Source organism: Streptomyces sp. NPDC004539 (genome assembly GCF_040610055.1).
GTDB lineage: Bacteria > Actinomycetota > Actinomycetes > Streptomycetales > Streptomycetaceae > Streptomyces.
The window spans coordinates 111,480-129,415 of the sequence record NZ_JBEXLS010000025.1; the positions used below are offsets into that span (position 1 = coordinate 111,480).

13 protein-coding genes are annotated in these 17,936 nt (G+C 70.1%); 5 read left to right on the forward strand and 8 right to left on the reverse strand.

Annotated elements, in window-relative coordinates:
* The first annotated feature begins 59 nt into the window (after positions 1-59).
* Positions 60-854, forward strand: coding sequence for a SigB/SigF/SigG family RNA polymerase sigma factor (locus ABZX85_RS38290; protein ID WP_355879665.1), 795 nt, complete (start codon positions 60-62; stop codon positions 852-854).
* Between the two features lie 57 nt (positions 855-911).
* Here ABZX85_RS38290 and ABZX85_RS38295 read toward each other — a convergent pair whose 3' ends face one another.
* Entirely contained in the window at positions 912-2,993 is a 2,082-nt protein-coding gene (locus tag ABZX85_RS38295) for a catalase (protein ID WP_355879668.1), read from the reverse strand.
* Positions 2,990-3,460: a CBS domain-containing protein gene (locus ABZX85_RS38300; RefSeq protein WP_355879671.1), complete on the reverse strand. Its 471-nt coding sequence runs from the start codon at positions 3,458-3,460 to the stop codon at positions 2,990-2,992. The genes ABZX85_RS38295 and ABZX85_RS38300 overlap by 4 nt, the downstream gene beginning before the upstream one ends.
* Before the next feature lie 206 nt (positions 3,461-3,666).
* Here ABZX85_RS38300 and ABZX85_RS38305 point away from each other — a divergent pair, with 206 nt between their 5' ends.
* Complete coding sequence (locus ABZX85_RS38305) at positions 3,667-4,083, forward strand: CBS domain-containing protein (protein WP_355879674.1); 417 nt, start codon at positions 3,667-3,669, stop codon at positions 4,081-4,083.
* 317 nt (positions 4,084-4,400) lie between these two features.
* On the opposite strand, the gene ABZX85_RS38310 is transcribed toward ABZX85_RS38305, so the two are convergent.
* From ABZX85_RS38310 to ABZX85_RS38325, 4 genes are all read right to left on the reverse strand, one after another.
* Positions 4,401-6,194 (reverse strand): thiamine pyrophosphate-requiring protein, encoded by a 1,794-nt coding sequence (locus ABZX85_RS38310; RefSeq protein WP_355879677.1) that lies wholly within the window; start codon positions 6,192-6,194, stop codon positions 4,401-4,403.
* A 40-nt stretch (positions 6,195-6,234) separates the two neighbouring features.
* The gene (locus tag ABZX85_RS38315) at positions 6,235-9,156 is read right to left on the reverse strand and encodes an FAD-binding and (Fe-S)-binding domain-containing protein (RefSeq protein ID WP_355879680.1); all 2,922 of its coding nucleotides are present in this window, start codon (positions 9,154-9,156) and stop codon (positions 6,235-6,237) included.
* A 77-nt stretch (positions 9,157-9,233) separates the two neighbouring features.
* Positions 9,234-10,190 carry a TIGR03557 family F420-dependent LLM class oxidoreductase gene (locus ABZX85_RS38320; RefSeq protein WP_355879683.1) on the reverse strand — a complete coding sequence of 319 codons (957 nt, stop codon included), beginning with the start codon at positions 10,188-10,190 and terminating at the stop codon, positions 9,234-9,236.
* Positions 10,191-10,311: 121 nt separating this feature from the next.
* Positions 10,312-10,950 (reverse strand): TetR/AcrR family transcriptional regulator, encoded by a 639-nt coding sequence (locus ABZX85_RS38325; RefSeq protein WP_355879686.1) that lies wholly within the window; start codon positions 10,948-10,950, stop codon positions 10,312-10,314.
* Positions 10,951-11,094: 144 nt separating this feature from the next.
* Here ABZX85_RS38325 and ABZX85_RS38330 point away from each other — a divergent pair, with 144 nt between their 5' ends.
* The gene (locus tag ABZX85_RS38330) at positions 11,095-13,431 is read left to right on the forward strand and encodes an MMPL family transporter (RefSeq protein WP_355879689.1); all 2,337 of its coding nucleotides are present in this window, start codon (positions 11,095-11,097) and stop codon (positions 13,429-13,431) included.
* A 73-nt stretch (positions 13,432-13,504) separates the two neighbouring features.
* Here ABZX85_RS38330 and ABZX85_RS38335 read toward each other — a convergent pair whose 3' ends face one another.
* Positions 13,505-13,870, reverse strand: a complete 366-nt coding sequence (locus ABZX85_RS38335) for a helix-turn-helix domain-containing protein (protein ID WP_355879692.1) — start codon at positions 13,868-13,870, stop codon at positions 13,505-13,507.
* An 87-nt stretch (positions 13,871-13,957) separates the two neighbouring features.
* Here ABZX85_RS38335 and ABZX85_RS38340 point away from each other — a divergent pair, with 87 nt between their 5' ends.
* Entirely contained in the window at positions 13,958-14,416 is a 459-nt protein-coding gene (locus ABZX85_RS38340; protein WP_355879694.1) for an ester cyclase, read from the forward strand.
* 1,386 nt (positions 14,417-15,802) lie between these two features.
* Here ABZX85_RS38340 and ABZX85_RS38345 read toward each other — a convergent pair.
* On the reverse strand, positions 15,803-16,801 hold the full coding sequence (locus ABZX85_RS38345) for an alpha/beta hydrolase (protein WP_355879697.1): 999 nt from the start codon (positions 16,799-16,801) through the stop codon (positions 15,803-15,805).
* 191 nt (positions 16,802-16,992) lie between these two features.
* Here ABZX85_RS38345 and ABZX85_RS38350 point away from each other — a divergent pair, with 191 nt between their 5' ends.
* Positions 16,993-17,910 carry a helix-turn-helix transcriptional regulator gene (locus ABZX85_RS38350; RefSeq protein WP_355879700.1) on the forward strand — a complete coding sequence of 306 codons (918 nt, stop codon included), beginning with the start codon at positions 16,993-16,995 and terminating at the stop codon, positions 17,908-17,910.
* Positions 17,911-17,936 lie beyond the last annotated feature (26 nt).

A 17,936-nucleotide genomic window follows, 5' to 3' on the forward strand; every position in this document is an offset into this window, starting at 1 on the left:
GGCTCGACGCCGGGGAACGGCGCGCCCACACCCCATCCGGATGTCCGGAGTGATCAGTCATGTTCACTGACGAGATCCCGCGTGCCCACCTCACCACCAGGCACCCTCACGACGACAGTCCCCCGACCCAGGACGACTTCCAGCGACTCTCGACCCTCCCGGAAGGACCCGAGCACGACGAACTCTCCGACCGGCTCGTGACCGACTGGCTCTCCATGGCGCACCGGCTCGCGGACAGGTACCGCGACCGCGGTGAGGAACGCGAGGACCTCCGCCAGGTGGCGGCCCTCGGACTGTGCAAAGCGGTCCACCGCTACGACCCCGCGCGCGGCGCCTTCGCGAGCTACGCGGTCCCCACCATCAACGGCGAACTGCGCCGCCACTTCCGCGACCACACGTGGGGCGTCCACGTCCCGCGCCGCGTGCAGGAACTCCGCAACAGGGTCCGCCGCGTACGCCACGACCTCGCCGACGTCCCCGGTCACCACGAACCCTCCGTCGAGGAGGTGGCACGCGCCGCGGGCCTGTCCTGCGAGGAGACCAGGGAAGGGCTCGAAGCCCTCGACAGCTACCAGCCGCTCTCCCTCTCCACGTCGTCGCACACCGACGCGCCTCCTCTGGAGGACCGGATCGGTGTCGAGGAGAACGGATTCGACCTCGCCGTCGACCGCGAGGCCGCCAGACCCGGCTTGCGCGCCCTCCCCGAACGCCAACGGGCCGTCCTCTACCTGCGGTACTTCCGTGGCATGACGCAGAGCCAGATCGGCAGGCGCATGGGAATCTCCCAGGCGCACGTCTCCCGGCTCATCGACCGCGCCTGCACCACGGTGCGTGCGCAGGCGTCGGGCCGGTAGACGGGCCCGTCCCTGCGGCAGTGGTCCGGCCGGCTGTGAAGGCCGGCCGGACCTGCGTCAGAACCGTCCCGGTGGCCGGTACGGACACCGGTGTGCCGCGAGTGCCCGCGTGAACGCCTCGATGAACTCCGGCCGGGGCGGTCCGGCCGCCGTGTCGCTCACCACACCCTGGTCGCTGACCGGTCCGTCCGCCGGGGTCGCGATGCGGACCGTGTCCGGGACGACGGCCGCCAGGACGCCGACCCCCGACCCGAGCGCGGCGAGCGGTTTGCCGTGCCGGTAGGCGTCCCGGGCGAACCGGACGACGTCCGGGTCGGTGACGAGGTCGGGGACGGCGACGGGTCCGCCGGGGAGGAGGACGGCGTCGTACAGGACCGAGGCGACGGTCGGCAGCGCGCGGTCCACCGGTCGGGGAGCGTGGTCCGTGGTGTCCACGCTTCCGGCCTCCGGAGCGACCACCTCGACGAGCGCTCCGCGTGCGGTCAATTCCTCACGCAGGACATCGAGTTGGCGTCCGTCGACGCCGTCGCGGGCGAGGATCGCGACCTTCCGGGTGCGGACGGAGCCGTCGCCGGGGAGTGCCTCGATGCTGAGGGCGGGCGAGACGGCGGTGAACTCCGTTTCCTTGTCGGCGGGTTCGGGGACGCCGACGCCGCGGGCCACGCGCCGGGCGAGGTCCAGGTCGACGTGGGCGAGCTCGGAGACGGTTCGGGTGCGGATCTGGACCGCGTTCACCTTGCCGAGTTCGAAGCGGAACGCCTCGACGATGTGGTCGCGTTCCCAGTCGGCCATGCTGTTCCAGAACAGCGCGGCCTGGCTGTGGTGGTCGGCGAAACTGGCGGCACGTGTACGGGACTTGGGACCGTGGACGAGCTCCGGGTAGTGCATGCGCGGCCCGGCCGTGGCAGGGCAGCCGCCGCCCAGGGAGTTCGGGGTGTAGTTGCTGCCGTGGTGGACCTGGCTCTGGTGGTGTCCGTCGCGCTGGTTGGTACGGACGGGCGTGAGGGGCCGGTTCACGGGGAGCTGGGCGAAGTTGGGGCCACCCAGACGGCTCAACTGGGTGTCCAGATAGGAGAAGTTGCGGGCTTGGAGGAGGGGGTCGTCGGTGAAGTCGACACCGGGAACGAGGTTCGCGGTGTGGAAGGCGACCTGCTCAGTCTCGGCGAAGAAATTCTCGGGGTTGCGGTCTAGGACCATCCGTCCGATCGGACGGACCGGGATCTGTTCCTCGGGGATCAGTTTCGTCGCGTCCAGCAGATCGAAGTCGAACGCGAACTCGTCCTCCTCCGGCACGAGTTGCACGCCCAGCTCCCACTCGGGGAACTCCCCTCCGGCGATCGCCTCCCACAGGTCGCGGCGGTGGAAGTCGGGGTCGCGGCCCTGGCACTCCTGGGCCTCGTCCCACACCAGTGAGTGCACGCCGAGCCTAGGCCGCCAGTGGAACTTCACGAACATGGCGCGCCCTTCGGCGTCCACGAAGCGGAAGGTGTGCACGCCGAAGCCCTGCATCATGCGATAACTGCGCGGGATCGCCCGGTCCGACATCAGCCACATGACCGCGTGCAGCGTCTCCGGCTGGAGCGAGACGAAGTCCCACAGCGTGTCGTGCGCCGAGGCACCCGTCGGGATGTCGGTGCCGGGCTCCGGCTTCAACGCGTGCACGAAATCGGGGAACTTGATGCCGTCCTGGACGAAGAAGACGGGGACGTTGTTCCCCACCAGATCGTAATTCCCCTCCGCCGTATAGAACTTGACCGCGAACCCGCGTACGTCCCGGACGGTGTCGGCGGACCCCTTGGGGCCCTGCACGGTCGAGAACCGCACGAACACCGGGGTCCGCTCGGCCGGGTCCGCGAGGAACGCCGCCTGGGTGAACTCCGCGCAGGACGCGTACGGTTCGAACCAGCCGTACGCTCCCGCGCCTCGGGCGTGCACGACCCTCTCGGGGATGCGCTCGTGGTCGAAGTGGGTGAGCTTCTCGCGGAAGTGAAAGTCCTCCAGCAGCGTCGGCCCGCGCTCGCCGGCCCGCAACGAGTCGTCCGTGTGATCGACTTCGACGCCCTGATCGGTGGTGAGGGGGCCGCCGGCGGGGTCGTCCGCGGTGCACCCGTCGAGTTGCTCCTGCTTGCGGTCGGTCATCGGCGTCCTTCCTGCGGCCAGCTCGTCGGTGTTCCCGGCGCGGGTTCAGGACCTGATCCACCGTGCCCGGCGACGAGCGGGGAACGGTCGACCACCCGGCCGTCCGGACCGATGAGGTCGTCAAGGGTGACGGCACCCACCAGAACCCCGTCGTCCACCACCGGCAGCAGCCGCGACGACAGTTCCCTCAGCACCTTCTCGGCCCGGCCGACGCTCTCCTCCGGCCGCACCGTCACAGGGTCGGACGTGCATACCGACCCCACCTCCACGACCTGCGGGTCGGCTCCCGCGGCCACCAGCCGCTGCACGATGTCCCGCTCGGTCAGTATCCCGGCGAGCCGTCCGTCCACCACGACGAACACTCCTGCGGCGCCGTCCCCCATGCGCTGTGCGGCCTGCGCCACCGGCATGTCCGGCGGCACCACGGCCATGTTCCGTTTCATCACGTCCTGGACCAGGGATGACATCTGCTGTCCCTCCGTCGTCTCGGTCGGGTACCGGGACGGAGTACCCCTGCCGGGGGCCTCGATACATCCGGGTATACCGAGCCCGATGGCGGGCACCCGTCCCCTTCGCCGGGGTACCGGCGTGAGGGAACAGGAGAACGCCGGGGTGGCGGCCTCCACACGGCCGCCGTCCCGGCCCACCCACCGTCGAGGAGCGAGGAGCACGCATGACGACCGCACGCGAGATCATGACACCCGGCGCCGAGTGCGCGCACGAGCAGGAGACTGTCGCCGACGCGGCCGTGAAGATGACCGCGCTGGGCTACGGCGCCCTCCCGATCTGTGGTACCGACAACCGCCTGAAGGGGATGCTCACCGACCGGGACATCGTCACCAAGGTCCTCGGCACCGGCCGCAGGCCCGAGGAGTGTGCCGTCGGCGAACTGGCACAGGGTGAGGCGGTCACCATCGGTGCGGACGACGACGCCGAGGACATCCTGCGCACCATGACCACCCACAAGGTCCGCCGGCTGCCGGTCATCGACGGCCACCAGCTCGTCGGCATCGTCTCCCAGGCCGACGTAGCCCGAGCGCTGCCGAACCCGCGAGTCGGTGAGCTGCTCGAAGCACTCTCCGCGGACTGAGACGGACGGAGTGCACACAGCCAGAAGGCGGTTGTCCCCGAACCGGCGTTTCGCTTCGGGGACAACCGCCTTCGTCGTCACACTCCACGGAAACTTATGGCTTGTCCCGGAAAGGTGCCGCTCTCCTCTCGGCAAGAGCGAGCCCCAGGCCCGGCCCGTGCGCCGCAGGTCACGTTGTTCCCCGACCCAGCGGCGCAACTGCCGTACACAAGACCTCGTCGCGAGCGGTGCCCAGCAGGGCGGTGAGGGTGCCGTCGGCCTCCGGGGTGCCGGTGAGGACAGTGCAGACGGCGCGCTCGGCACGGTCGACGACGGGTTCACCGGTCGCCGTCGCGCTTCCCCGGCAGGAACTCCTGCACCTTCGCCTTGAACCCCTGCCGCACCATCGCCACCCGGTCGCTGTCCCCCTTCAGCACGGCCGCCGCCGCTGCCTCGATCTGATCGAGGGTGGCGTGCGGCGGGATCGGCGGTACGGCCGGATCGGTGACGAAGTCGAGGACGTACGGCTTGTTCGCGGCGAGCGCGGCCTCCCACGCCCCGGTCACCTGGGACGACTTCTCGACGCGCCGGCCGGCGAGCCCCAGCGAGCAGGCGAAGTCGGCGTAGGCGACGTCGGGGATCGACTGCGAGGGGAGGAACTGCGGCGCCCCCTGCATGCCGCGCATCTCCCATGTCACCTGGTTCAGGTCCCGGTTGTTGAAGACGGCGACGACGAGCCGCGGATCGGCCCACTCCCGCCAGTACTTGGCGGCCGTGATCAGCTCCGCCATCCCGTTCATCTGCATGGCCCCGTCCCCCACCAACGCCACCACCGGCCGGTCCCCGTGCGCGAACTTCGCCCCGATCGCGTACGGCACACCGGGACCCATCGTCGCGAGCGTCCCCGACAGGGAGCCGCGCATCGCGCCCCTCAACTCCACGTGCCGCGCGTACCAGTTGGCGGCCGACCCGGAGTCGGCGGTGAGGATCGCATCCTCGGGCAGCAGGCCGCTCAGCGTGTGCGCGACGTACTCGGGGTTGACCGGGTCCGCGCTCACGTCGGCGCGCCGCGCCATCACCCGCCGCCAACGCCGTACGTTCGCCTCGATCTGCTCCCGCCACGAGGGGTCCGTCATCTGTTCCAGCAGGGGCAGCAGCCGCTGGAGCGTGAGCGCCGCGTCCCCGACGAGGTTCACCTCGAACGGGTACCGCAGCCCCACCATGTGCGGGTCGATGTCGATCTGCACGGCCCGGGCCTTGCCGAACTCCGGCAGGAACTGGGTGTAGGGGAACGACGATCCGACGACGAGGAGCGTGTCGCAGTCCCGCATCATCTCGTACGACGGCCTGGTCCCCAGCAGTCCGATCGACCCCGTCGAGTACGGCAGGCCGTCGTCCAGGGCGTCCTTGCCGAGCAGCGCCTTGGCGACGCCGGCGCCTAGCCGTTCGGCTACCGCGGTCACCTCCGTCCGCGCGCCGCGCGCCCCTTGGCCGATCAACATGGCTGTCTTCCCGCCGGAGTTGAGGACGTCGGCGGCGCGTTGCAGGTCGATGTCGTCGGGGACCGGCGCGTAGTGGGAAAGGCCCAGGCTGGAGGGGACCATCTTGAACGCGTGCCCGGGTGGCGTGTGTTCCAGCTCCTGGACGTCGGCGGGGACGATGACGGCGGTCACCGAGCGGCGCGCGTACGCGGTGCGCACGGCCCGGTCCAGGACGTTGGGCAACTGCTCGGGGACGGTGACCATTTCGCAGTAGTCGGAGGCGACGTCCTTGTAGAGGCTGAGCAGATCGACCTCCTGCTGGTAGGAGCCGCCCATCGCGCTGCGGTTCGTCTGCCCGACGATCGCGACGACCGGGACGTGGTCGAGTTTCGCGTCGTACAGGCCGTTGAGGAGATGGATCGCGCCCGGCCCCGAGGTGGCCGCGCACACGCCGATCCGGCCCGAGAACTTGGCGTAGCCGACAGCCTCGAACGCGGACATCTCCTCGTGCCGGGACTGCACGAAACGGGGCCGGTTCTCGGCCCGTCCCCAGGCGGCCAGCAGCCCGTTGATGCCGTCGCCGGGGTAGGCGAAGACGTACTCGACGTCCCATTCACGCAGCCGGTGAAGGAGGTGGTCGGAGACTTTCATGCCAGTGTCCTTTCAGAGCGGGTGAACGTGTCGCCTCGTGTCAGCCGACCGCGCGTTCGGGGTGCTCGGCGGGGAGCGGGCCGTCGAGTGCCAGGGCGAGTGCCTGCGCCAGGTGCAGGGCCTGCCGACCGGTGCCGGCCTGTTCGATCTGGGTGCGGCAGCTGAATCCGTCGGCGAGGATCAGCTCGTCCGGTGAGGCGTCCCGTACGGCGGGCAGCACTCCCAACTCGCCTACTGCCAGTGACACTTCATGGTGTCCGCGCTCGAACCCGAAGTTCCCGGCGAGTCCACAGCAGCCGGCGTCCAGCACCTCCGCGTCCAGCCCGGCCCGCCGCATCAGTGAGCGGTCGGCGTCGAACCCGGTGACCGCGTGCTGGTGGCAGTGCGTCTGCACGATCGCGCGGCGCGGCACAGACGGCGGTTCCCAGTCCCCGAGCTGCTCGGCGAGCGTCCGTGTCCGCGCCGCCAGGAGGCGTACCCCCTCGTCGTCCGGCAGGAGTTCGGCCGCGTCGGACCGGAACACGGCTGTGCAGGACGGTTCCAGGCCGACGACCGGGGTCCCCGCGTCGAGATACGGCCGCAGGATGCGCACGGTGCGCCGTAACACTCGTTCGGCGATGTCGAGTTGGCCGGTGGAGATCCAGGTCAGTCCGCAGCACACGGGGGTTGCCGGGACCGCCACCCGGTATCCGGCGGCCTGGAGGACCCGGACGGCCGACCTGGCGACCGACGGGTGGAAGAAGTTGGAGAAGGTGTCCGGCCACAGCACGACCGTCGCCGGGTCACCCGGAGCCGGCCGCAGCGCGCCGCGCGCCCGTCGGCGTCCGACGAACGGCCGATCGGCGAGCGTCGGTGCCTGGCGTGCCGGGTCCACACCGGCCAGCCACTTCAACGGCCGTGCTTTCAGCGCGAGGTTCGCCAATGACGGTACGTGCCGGGCGAGTTGCGTCCATGCCGGGAGCCAGCCGAGCGAGTAGTGGGACATCGGACGTATGCGGTGGGCGTAGTGGTGGGAGAGGAACTCGGCCTTGTGGGTGGCCATGTCGACGCCGGTCGGGCAGTCGGACTTGCATCCCTTGCAGGCCAGGCACAGGTCGAGTGCGTCACGTACCTCGGTGGAGCGCCAGCCGTCGGTGATCGCCGAGTCGGGGTGGCCGTCGAGCATCTCGAAGAGGAGGCGGGCGCGTCCGCGCGTGGAGTGCTCCTCCTCGCGGGTGACCCGGTACGAGGGGCACATCACGCCGCCCTCGTGGCTTCGGCACTCACCGATGCCGACGCAGCGCAGGACGGCTCGGTTGAAGGAGTGGCTGTCGTCGGGGTATCCGAAGTGCGTCTCGGACATGGTCGGCTGCCACAGAGGTCCAATCCGCAGCCGCTCATCCAGCGGCTCGGGGTGGACGACCTTGCCGGGGTTCATCCGGTTGCGGGGATCGAACAGTCCCTTGAACTCCTCGAAGGCGTGCACGAGTTGCTCCCCGAACATCCGCGTGAGCAGCTCACCGCGAGACTGTCCGTCGCCGTGCTCCCCCGACAGTGAGCCGCCGTATCCCACGACGAGATCCGCCGCGCGCTCCACGAACTCCCGGAAACGCGCGACGCCTTCGGGGGTGCGCAGGCCGAAGGGAACCCGCGTGTGCACGCACCCTTGGCCGAAGTGTCCGTACAGCGTGGGGTGGTCGTAGTCGAACTCGGCGAACAGCCTTCTCAGGTCCCGGAGATACTCGCCCAGCCGCGCGGGCGGTACCGCGGAGTCCTCCCAGCCCTCCCAGGTGTCCCGGCCATCGGGTGGCCGTGCCGTCACGCCGAGTCCGGCCTCACGGGCGCGCAGCATCCGCTGCTCTCGGGCCGGGTCGTCGGAGAAGGTGACCGAGGCGTCCCTCTCGGTACGGCCGACGGCTTTCAGCAGGGCGTGCGCCTGCTCGTCGACGTCCTCCCGGCTCTCGCCGCCGAACTGCACCAGCAGCCACGCGTCCCCTCCGGGAAGCGCGCCGAGCGAGTCGGTGTGGACTCCCTCCTCGCGCATCAGCTGCGCCATCCGCCCGTCCAGCGCCTCCAGTTGAGCCGGGGAGGAGTGCTTCAGGAGACGCGGGACGTCGTCGGCGGCCCGGAAGATGTCGTCGTAGCCGAGGATCAGCAGCGACTCGTGCGGCTGCACCTGGACCAGGTCGAGTTCGGCGCGCAGGACGGTGACGAGGGTGCCCTCGCCGCCGACCAGGGCCTTGGCGACGTCGAAGCCGTTCTCGGGGAGGAGGGAGTCGAGGTTGTAGCCGGAGACGCGGCGCGGGATCTTGGGGTAACCCCGCCTGATCTGCGCGAGGTTGGCCGCGACGAGGCGGTCCAGCCCGTCGTACAGCTCCGCCGTCCGGCCGCCCTCCGCGCGGATGCGGGCGCGTTCGGCGGGGGCGGTCGGGCCCACCCAGGCGCGCAGCCCGCCGTAGGTGAGGACCTCCAGGCGGCGGACGTGGTCGACCGTCTTGCCGTACGCCTGGGCGGACGCGCCGCAGGAGTTGTTGCCGATCATGCCGCCGAGCGTGCAGTGGGTGTGCGTCGAGGGCCTCGGCCCGAACCTCAGCCGGTGCGCGGCGAGTCGGGCGTCGAGGGCGTCCAGGACGATGCCCGGTTCCACGACGCAGGTCCGGGCGTCCGGGTCGACGGCGAGCAGGGCGTCGCAGTGCTTGCTCCAGTCGATCACCACGGCCGCGTTCGCCGTCTGCCCGGCGAGACTCGTGCCGCCCCCGCGCGACAGGACCGGAACATCGAACGCGGCACACACCTCGACCGCGCGCGCCCCCGCCTCCACGCTCCGCGGCACCACCAGTCCCATCGGCACCCGGCGGTAGTTGGAGCCGTCCGTGGCGTACGCGGCCCTGCTGCCCGTGTCGAAGCGGACCTCGGCGTCGGTCTGTGCGCGCAAGGTCGCGGCGAGGTCGCCGTTCGGTTCGTCGCGGCCGTGTCCGCTCATGTCCGGCCTCCTGATCGCTGCGGGGTGACGGGCGGCCGGGTACCCCGTGCCGCTGCTTCATTCCGTCCAGCCGCTGTTCAGCTCCGCACCCGAGGCAGCACCTTCGTGCGGTAGAAGTCGAAGAACCCTTGCTGATCGGGTCCGATCTGGCTGACGTACACGGCGTCGAAACCCGCGTCCACGAACGCCTGGAGCGCCTCGGTGTGGACGTCGGGATCGTCACCGCACGGAATGGAAGCCGCCGTCCGCTCCTCGGTGACCAGCGCCGACGCCTGCTCGAAATGGCGCGGTGTGGGAAGGACCTGGGCGAGTTCACCGGGGAGCTGCTGGTTCGCCCACAAGCGGTGCGCCGTACGGACGGCCTCCTCACGGTCCGTACCCCAGCACACCTTCAGCCCTCCGTACACCGGCTTCGCACCGCCCCCGCCACGACGGAAGCGGTCGACCAAGCCGGAGTCGGGCGCCATCGTGATGAGTCCTTCGCCGATCCGCGCGGCGGTCTCCGCGGCGTGTGGGCCGAACGCCGAGACGTCGACGGGGATCGGCTCGTCGGGAACCGTGTAGAGGCGGGCGTTCTCCACCGTGTAGTACCTGCCGCGGTGACTGGTCTGCTCACCGGTGAACAGCCTCCGGATGATCTGGAGCGCCTCCTCCAGCATGCTCAGACGCACCGGCGCCTCCGGCCAGACCGTACCCAGAACATGCTCGTTGAGGGCCTCCCCGGTGCCGACACCGAACCGGAACCGGCCGTCGAGCTGGACGGCCGCCGTGGCGGCGGCCTGCGCGATCACCGCCGGGTGCGTGCGCACCAGCGGGCAGGTCACCGCCGTCTCCACCGGCAGCGACACCGCCTGTGACAATGCCCCGATCACCGACCACACGAACGGGCTCTGGCCCTGCGCGTCGTTCCACGGGTGGTAGTGATCGGAGATCCACAGCCCTTGGAACCCGGCCTGCTCGGCCATGCGGGCCTGTTCGACGAGCCTGTGGGGGGCGTGCTCCTCGCTGGCGAGGAAATATCCGAACTCCGTCATGACGCCTCCTGCGGGTACTCGGAGCGCTCCGAGTACCCGTGGAAGGTCGCGGTATCCGACCAGCTCGTCGACTGCCGGACAGCCTCCCGCGTCTACGAATCGGCAGGCGCGGTGCCGTGGCTCAGGTGCGGGCCACGTTGCCGACGGAGGCGCGCAGGTCGTTCTCCTCGGTGACCAGCGGCGGCAAGGGGGTCGCGCTGGCCGGGTCGAGGGAGTCGAAGAGGAGGGCGATGAAGCGGGCGCGCAGGGAGGGGGTCGCGCCGGGGAGGGCGAGGCCGGCGACGGCCATGACGAGGAAGTGGGGGATGTCCTCGGCGGTGAGGTCGGGGCGGATCTCGCCGGTTTGCTGGGCGCGCTCCAGGAGGGGGTGGAGCGAGGCGCTGAAGCGCTGGAGGACGTCCACCGCGACGTCGGCGAAGTTTCCGGCGAAGGTGACCAGTCCCCGTTCCTCGGTGATGAGGTCGAGCAGGCGCGTGGCGATGTCCTGGAGGGCCTGGCGGGTGTGCGGGGAGTCGGCGGCTCGCTCGACCAGGGGGAGGAGGTCGGTTTCGAGGATGTCCTCCAGTACGGCCCGGACGATGGCCTCGCGGTTGGGGAAGTGGCGGTAGAGCGTGGCGATGCCCACGCCGGCCTCTGTCGCGATCTGGTCGAGGGAGGCTTCGCCTCTGCCCAGCACCGTCCGCCCGGCGGCGGTGATCCGCTCCACGTTGGTGCGGGCGTCGACCCGGCGCCGGGTCGCGCGGCCGTCCGTCGTTGCCATCTGTGGCTCTCCCCTGCTCTCCGATGAGGCCGCTGTATTCGATAGCACCCTACCGCATTGATAGTGCACTATCAGTTTGATAGTACTCTCTCACTTCGCGTGCCGTCCGGACCTCCGGACCGCCCGAGACAGAGGGAGAAGTCTGTGTCCGTTCTGCTGTACCGGCTGGGCAGGTTCGCCTACGGCAAGCCCTGGTACGTCATCGGAGGATGGCTGGCCGTGCTCGCGGCGGTCGTGCTGCTGCTCGTGGCCAATCCGGTCAAGCTCAGCAACGAGGTCCGCATCGACGGCACCCCGTCCCAGAAGGTCATCGACGACCTGGCCACCTCCCTGCCGGAGGCGTCGGGCGGACAGGGCATGCTGCTCTTCACCGCTCCGGAAGGCACCCGGATCGACGACGAGAAGGCCCGGTCCGCCCTGTTGGCGGCCGTGGACGCCGTATACCGCCACGACCACGTCATCGACGTCAGGAAAGCCCTCGCCCAGGAGGCCGCCAAGGGCGAGAACAGTCCGCTGCTACGGGCTCAGGCGGCGGTCGCCCGGGCCGCCGGGGCGCCGTCCTCCGACAAGGTTCCCGTCCCCTTGCAGCAGGACGGCCGGCCGGTGCCGGGGGTCGTCGTCTCCGCCGACGGCGCGACGGCGCTGATGCAGTTCCAGTTCGACGCGCAGACCTTCGAGCTTCCCGCCGGGACGATCGACAGCGTCATAGACGCCGCCACCCGGCAGGCCGCGGCCGGCGGCCTCGACGTGCTGCCGTCGGCAGCGATGATGGAGATCCCCGACATCGTGGGCGTCGGGGAGGTCGTCGGCGTCGCCGTGGCGGCTCTTGTCCTGCTGATCACTCTGGGGTCGGTCGTCGCCGCGGGTCTGCCGCTCGTGATCGCCCTGACCGGCGTGACCGTGGGCGTCGGCGGCGCCTTCACCCTCTCCACCGTGTTCGAGATCCACTCGCTCGCCGCCGTGCTGGCCCTGATGCTGGGGCTGGCCGTGGGGATCGACTACGCGTTGTTCATCGTCAACCGGGAACGCCGGCTGATCCTCGACCAGGGCATGGGCCCCCACGAAGCGACCGCCCGGGCGCTCGGCACCGCCGGGAGCGCGGTCTTCTTCGCCGGCAGCACGGTCATCATCGCGCTGGCCGGGCTCCTGGTCATCGGCATCACGCTGCTCAGCACCATGGCCCTCGTCGCGGCCGGCACGATCGCGATCGCCGTCCTGCTCGCGCTGACGCTGCTGCCCGCCCTGCTGGGCCTGGTCAAAGACCGCGTCTGCCCCGCCCACACCCGGCGAAGGGAACAGGAGCGCACGCGAGGAGCCGAGCGCACCCGGGCGGTCCGCTGGGGGACGTTCCTGGTCCGCCACAGGTACGCCGCCCTCGCGGCCTCGATCCTGATCCCCGCGATCCTGGCGGTGCCCGCCGCCGGCATGAAACTGGGCCTGCCCTCCGGCGCCAGCTACAACACCGACACCGGTCAGCGCCGTAGCTACGACCTGGTCAGCGACGCGTACGGCCCCGGCTACAACGGCCCTCTCCTGATCGCCGTCGGCTCCACCACGGACGGCCGGGCCCTGTCCCCCGAGACCCTCGCCGCCGTCACCTCGGACCTGCGCGGCGTCGAGGGCGCCACCTCGGTCTCCCTCGCCGGGATGAGCCGGACCGGCACGACCGCCGTCCTCAGCCTGATTCCCGGCAGCGGCCCCAACGACGACGCCACCAAGGATCTCGCCACCGCCCTCCGGGACAAGAGCGCACAGATCCGCACGGCCCACGGCGCCACCATCGGCATCGCCGGCTTCACCACCCTCGCGATCGACGTGTCCGACCGGCTCGCGGACGTCCTGCCCCTCTACGTGGCCACCGTCCTCGGCCTGTCCCTCGTCCTCCTGCTCCTGGTCTTCCGCTCGCTCATGGTCCCGGTGACGGCCACCCTCGGGTTCCTGCTGAGCATCGCCGCCACCTTCGGCATCACCACGGCCGTCTTCCAGTGGGGCTGGTTGCAGGGCCTGATCGGACTCGACGCCACCGCGCCGGTCGTGAGCCTGCTGCCCATCATCATCACCGGCGTCCTCTACGGACTCGCCATGGACTACCAGATGTTCCTGGTGACCTCCATCCGTGAAGCGCACGTCCACGGCGCGACCGCCGTCGACGCCACCGTCACCGGCTTCGCCCGCGCCGCCTCCGTCGTCCTGGCGGCGGCCACCATCATGGTCTCCGTCTTCGCCGGCTTCGTCTTCAACGCCCAGCCCATGATCAAACAGGCCGGTTTCGCGCTGGCCGCGGGCATCCTCATCGACGCCTTCCTCATCCGTATGACGTTTATCCCGGCCACCATGGCGCTCGCCGGGGAGAGAGCCTGGTGGATTCCCGCCCGGCTGAACCGCCTGCTGCCCGACCTCGACGTCGAGGGCGACAAGCTCGCGCAGAAGGTCCCGCCGCCCCGCCCGACCCCGGCCCGGCAGGCCCAGACCACCGGCTGACCGATGGCACCGCCTCTTCCCGCGCCGCCGTCAGGTCATCGGCGAGGAAGAGGCGGTGCCGGGGGCGCTTCGGTCACTGGTCCGTGACGTGGGTGGAGCCGGTGCGGGGAAGGTCCTGTTCCACCCAGGCCGTCATGGCGTCGAAGACGGTCTGGAGCCGCATGCCTTCCGGGGTGAGTTCGTACTCCACCCGGGGCGGGATCTCCGGGTAGGCGGTGCGGGTGACCAGCCCGGCGAGGACGAATCGCCGCAGCCGTGAGGACAAGGTCTTGGGGCTGATCCCCGGCAGCCCGGCGCGCAACTCGGTGAAGCGTTTCGGGCCGGTCAGCAGCTCCCGCACGATCAGCGTCGCCCAGGTCCCGTCCAGCACGGTCAGGAACCGGGCGATCGGGCACTCCGGCAGAAGGTGTTCCGGCAGAGGGTGTTCCAGATCACTCACGCTCTCTCCAATAGTTCATTTGAGGGAACTGGTTCCCTCAGGGAACTGTAGTCGAGGCAGTCAGCCCCGGAAACCTTGGAGGACCTCATGACCACGAACAACACCGCGAGCGAGATCGTCCGCTCGACGACGAGCACCGCCCTGCGGGTCGCCGCGCGCGAGCTGGAGCTCTACGACACCGGCGACGTCGCCGGCGCGGACGAGGTGTTCGCCCCGGATGTCATCGACCACAACCCCGCTTCCGACGCCGCCTCGGGCATCGACGGCATGCGGGCGTCCATCGCCGCGGTACGCGACGGATTCACCGGCACCCAGCACCGAATCCTCTTCCACCACGAGCTTCCCGGCGGCTGGGTGGTCCTCCACTGGCGCATGACCGCGACTCACACCGGAGACGCCTTCGGCTTCCCCGCCAGCGGCAACCCGGTCGACATCAACGGCCAGGACATCATGCGCATCGCCGACGGCAAGATCGCCGAGATCTACCACGTCGAGGAGCTGCTGAAGCTCACCCAGCAGATCAGCGGCGGCGCACAGCCGGCCTGAGGACCGAGAGCCTCTCGAAGAGCGCCTGCCCCCCGGCACAGCCTCGGCCCGCCGGCCGCCGGTTCAACGACCGTCAGCCACAGCCGAGGCACCCGTCCCCGCCCATGACAGCACCGTACGACCGCCAACCCCGCACGCCCAGACCATGTTTCGGGCCGACCAGCCCGAAACACCAAACCGCTGACCTGTGGAAAACGGCTTCGGATCAGGTCCGCTTACGGCTCGCGATCTCGTCAGAGAGCTGCCGCACGTGGGCAGGGTCCGTGTCCCGGGCAAGAGCGACGTAGTGGTCCATGACGGCAGATCGTCGCGCTTCTTCTTCGAACCGAACATCCTGCCCCTCCCCCACACCGGTGTCGGAATCTCGGCCTGACGCTTCTCCTGCACCGCCATTGGATGTCGCGGCCATTTCCGACCCCCGTCCCGATGGGGTCGCCGTCCGCGACATCCCCCACGGCAATCCCCATCACGCTCCACCCCCACATATCTCATGGCCTGCGGAAGGAGGACGGTGACACAGGCACTGAGCCCCTGGCCCACAAGCGCCCGCTCGACATGACGATCACCGACTTCGAGTGCCCCGACCGGACGACCGGGCAGGGCTTCGTCATACGTGGCGGGCAGCGGAGACGTTGTCGATGTCCGCGATGCGCAAGGCGCCGAGAGCGAGGTTGCGTCAGACGGCCATGGCACGGGGCGCGCCACCGGTACGAGGCTGTGAGGCGCCCTCGGCGAAGGCGTCTGTCCCTCTCACGGGTGCGGCACCAGCGGGATCTGCTGCCGGCGAAGGGCCTACACCGCACGGCTTGCGGGAGCCGGAAAACCCGAACTGCCGGTCTCCAGCCGGCCGCCAGGCGGTTCCCACTCCTCGCGCTCGTTCTTCAGCAATACCCGGGCGGGGCCGTCGACGACGCCATTCGCCGAGACGAGGCGGGGTGCACGTCATCGCGATCCTCGTCCCGCGGTGAGTGACTCCGTTCTCCGGAACGTAGCACGACGCGTCCAACTCGCCTTGGTGTCACACGAATTGCCGGATTCGACGGTCTGTCCCTGTACCCCGCCACCGGATCTTTCCCGAGTCGACCGCACCGACCGCGTCCACCGGTCGCGGTGGCTTCGGCGGCGGTGAGCGGGAGGCGCACTCCGGCCGGTCGAGCGTTTCGCAGCCACCCAGACTGAGGCTCCGGGCCCGCCGCCGAATCCGCGCACGGTTCGTCGATGTCCCCGAAACCGCCCACCGGCCGCCGCCCGACGGGTCTCGGAGACGATCCGGGTTCCCCGGTTGTCCGGAGTCCGCACGCAGGCGGCGGCTGCGCGGTCCGCGGAAACTCGACCCGACCGAGAGCCCGCCGTCCCACCGGTGCAAGCCGGCAAGGCTGCTTCTCCTCAGGCGAGGTTCTTGGTGAAGAACTCGTCGAGCCTGTCGAACGGGATGAGGTCCTTGCGGTCGTACAGGTCGACATGGTCCGCGTCGGGCACGATCAGGAGTTCGGTCGTGTCCGGCGCCGTGGCGTGGACGTCCTCGGAGTAGTAGCGGGAGTGCGCGTCGGCGCCGGCCACCAGGAGCGCGGGGCGGGTGAGCAGGTCGATGTTCGCCATCAGCGGGAAGGCGAAGAACGCCTGGGGTGTGGTCGCGGTCCACGCGGTGGTGGAGTTGATCGAGCGGGGGTGGGAGCCGCGCTCGGTCCGGTAGTACTCGAAGAAACGCGCCAGGACCGGGTTCGGGTCCTCGGGGAGCGTCTCGGGGAACAGCGTGCCGGCCGTGATCAGGTGGCCGTCCTCGTCGAAGGGCACCTCGTGGAGCCCACGCGCGAAGGTGCCGCTGTCCACGTCGGCCCAGCGCTGCCGACTAAGGTGGTCGACGACCTCGTGACGTTGCTCGGGCGTGTAGCTGTCCTGGTAGCTGCGGGACATGCTGCGCGACATGTCGTACATCGAGGAGGTGGCGACCGCCTTGATCCGGGTGTCGGCGGCGGCGGCAGTGAGCGCCATGCCGCTGAGTCCGCAGATGGCGTGCAGGCCGATTCGTTCGCGGTCGACGAGGTCCAGTCGGCCGAGGAAGTCGACGGCGGCGCTGAAGTCCTCGGTGTAGATGTCGGGCGAGGCGACGTCGCGGACCTCGCCGCCGCTCTCTCCGGTGAAGGAGGGGTCGAACGCGAGCGCGGCGTACCCTCGGCGGGCGTACTCGTTGGCGTACAGGCCCGAGGACTGTTCCTTGACAGCGCCGAAGGGTCCGCTGAGGGCCAGGGCGGGGAGCTTGCCCGGCACGTTCTTCGGCAGGTAGAGATCCCCGGCGATCTCGATGCCGTAGCGGTTCTTGAAACGTACAGGGGTGCGCTCGACATTCTCGTCCAGCTCGAAGGTGTACCCGTTCGAGGTGGTCATGGTGCTCTCCTTGTTTCCTACGACTGTGAGGTCCCGGCCCAGGGCCGGTCCGTCGGTGACTTCATGTTCCCGGGCGCCGGTGACGCCCGCATCTCAAGGAAACCGCCGGGGCCACGGACGAAAAAGGTCGAGGTTATTAGGGGTACAAGCTCAACCCCCCTCCGCCCGGAGTGCGTGACTACCGTGGACGCATGGACCCTAGCCCGGACAATCGCTCCGACATCCGTGATTTCCTCGCCCGCCGGCGTGCCCAGCTCACCCCGGAACAGGTCGGGCTGCCGACCAGCGGCCGGCGTCGGGTGCCCGGGCTGCGCCGCGAGGAGGTCGCGATTCTCGCCGGCGTGAGCACCGAGTGGTACACGCGGCTGGAGAAGGGCCACATCGGCGGCGTCTCGGAGGACGTCCTCGACGCGGTGGCCCGCACTCTTCAGCTGGACGACGACGAACGCACCTACCTGTTCGACCTCGCCAAGGCCGCACAGCCTCGCCCCGCGACCAGGCGTCGCCGCAAGGCCGCCGACGTCCCGCCCCACGTTCAGTGGCTGCTCGACTCCATGACCCTGTCCGCGGCCTACGTCACCAACGGCCGCCTGGACATCGTGGCCGCCAACGCACTCGCCCGCGCCCTGTTCTCTCCCCTGTTCGGCAGTCACACCACGAGCCGGAACGGACGGCCCAACTTCGCCCGGTTCTGGTTCCTCGATGAGGCTTCCCGCGACTTCGCCGACGACTGGGACTCGGCGGCCGAGACCACCACCGCGCTTCTGCGCGCCGAAGCGGGGCGATACCCGGACGACAAGGCACTGCGCGAGCTCGTGGGAGAGCTGTCCACGGTCAGCGCCGGATTCCGCACCCGGTGGGCCGCACACCGTGTGCGCATCCACCACGACGGCGTCAAACGCCTGCACCACCCCGACGTCGGTCTGCTCGACCTGACCTACCAGCCGCTGGACCTGCCCATCTCGGCCCGCGAGGCACACGCCCTGACCATCTACACCGCCGAGCCGGGAACCTCCGTCGAGGACCGGCTCAAGCTCCTCGCGAGTTGGACGGCCACTCCTGCCCACCGAGGCGACGGGAGCCCGGACTCCGGACGCCCGTCCCGTTGACGCCGGGCGCACCGGGCGCGCGCTCC

Coding starts and splice junctions, on each gene's coding strand:
- ABZX85_RS38290 (WP_355879665.1), top strand. CDS start 60: ATGTTCACTGACGAGATCCCGCGTGCCCACCTCACCACCAGGCACCCT.
- ABZX85_RS38310 (WP_355879677.1), bottom strand. CDS start 6,194: ATGAAAGTCTCCGACCACCTCCTTCACCGGCTGCGTGAATGGGACGTC.
- ABZX85_RS38300 (WP_355879671.1), bottom strand. CDS start 3,460: ATGTCATCCCTGGTCCAGGACGTGATGAAACGGAACATGGCCGTGGTG.
- ABZX85_RS38295 (WP_355879668.1), bottom strand. CDS start 2,993: ATGACCGACCGCAAGCAGGAGCAACTCGACGGGTGCACCGCGGACGAC.
- ABZX85_RS38305 (WP_355879674.1), top strand. CDS start 3,667: ATGACGACCGCACGCGAGATCATGACACCCGGCGCCGAGTGCGCGCAC.
- ABZX85_RS38350 (WP_355879700.1), top strand. CDS start 16,993: ATGGACCCTAGCCCGGACAATCGCTCCGACATCCGTGATTTCCTCGCC.
- ABZX85_RS38325 (WP_355879686.1), bottom strand. CDS start 10,950: ATGGCAACGACGGACGGCCGCGCGACCCGGCGCCGGGTCGACGCCCGC.
- ABZX85_RS38315 (WP_355879680.1), bottom strand. CDS start 9,156: ATGAGCGGACACGGCCGCGACGAACCGAACGGCGACCTCGCCGCGACC.
- ABZX85_RS38345 (WP_355879697.1), bottom strand. CDS start 16,801: ATGACCACCTCGAACGGGTACACCTTCGAGCTGGACGAGAATGTCGAG.
- ABZX85_RS38320 (WP_355879683.1), bottom strand. CDS start 10,190: ATGACGGAGTTCGGATATTTCCTCGCCAGCGAGGAGCACGCCCCCCAC.
- ABZX85_RS38340 (WP_355879694.1), top strand. CDS start 13,958: ATGACCACGAACAACACCGCGAGCGAGATCGTCCGCTCGACGACGAGC.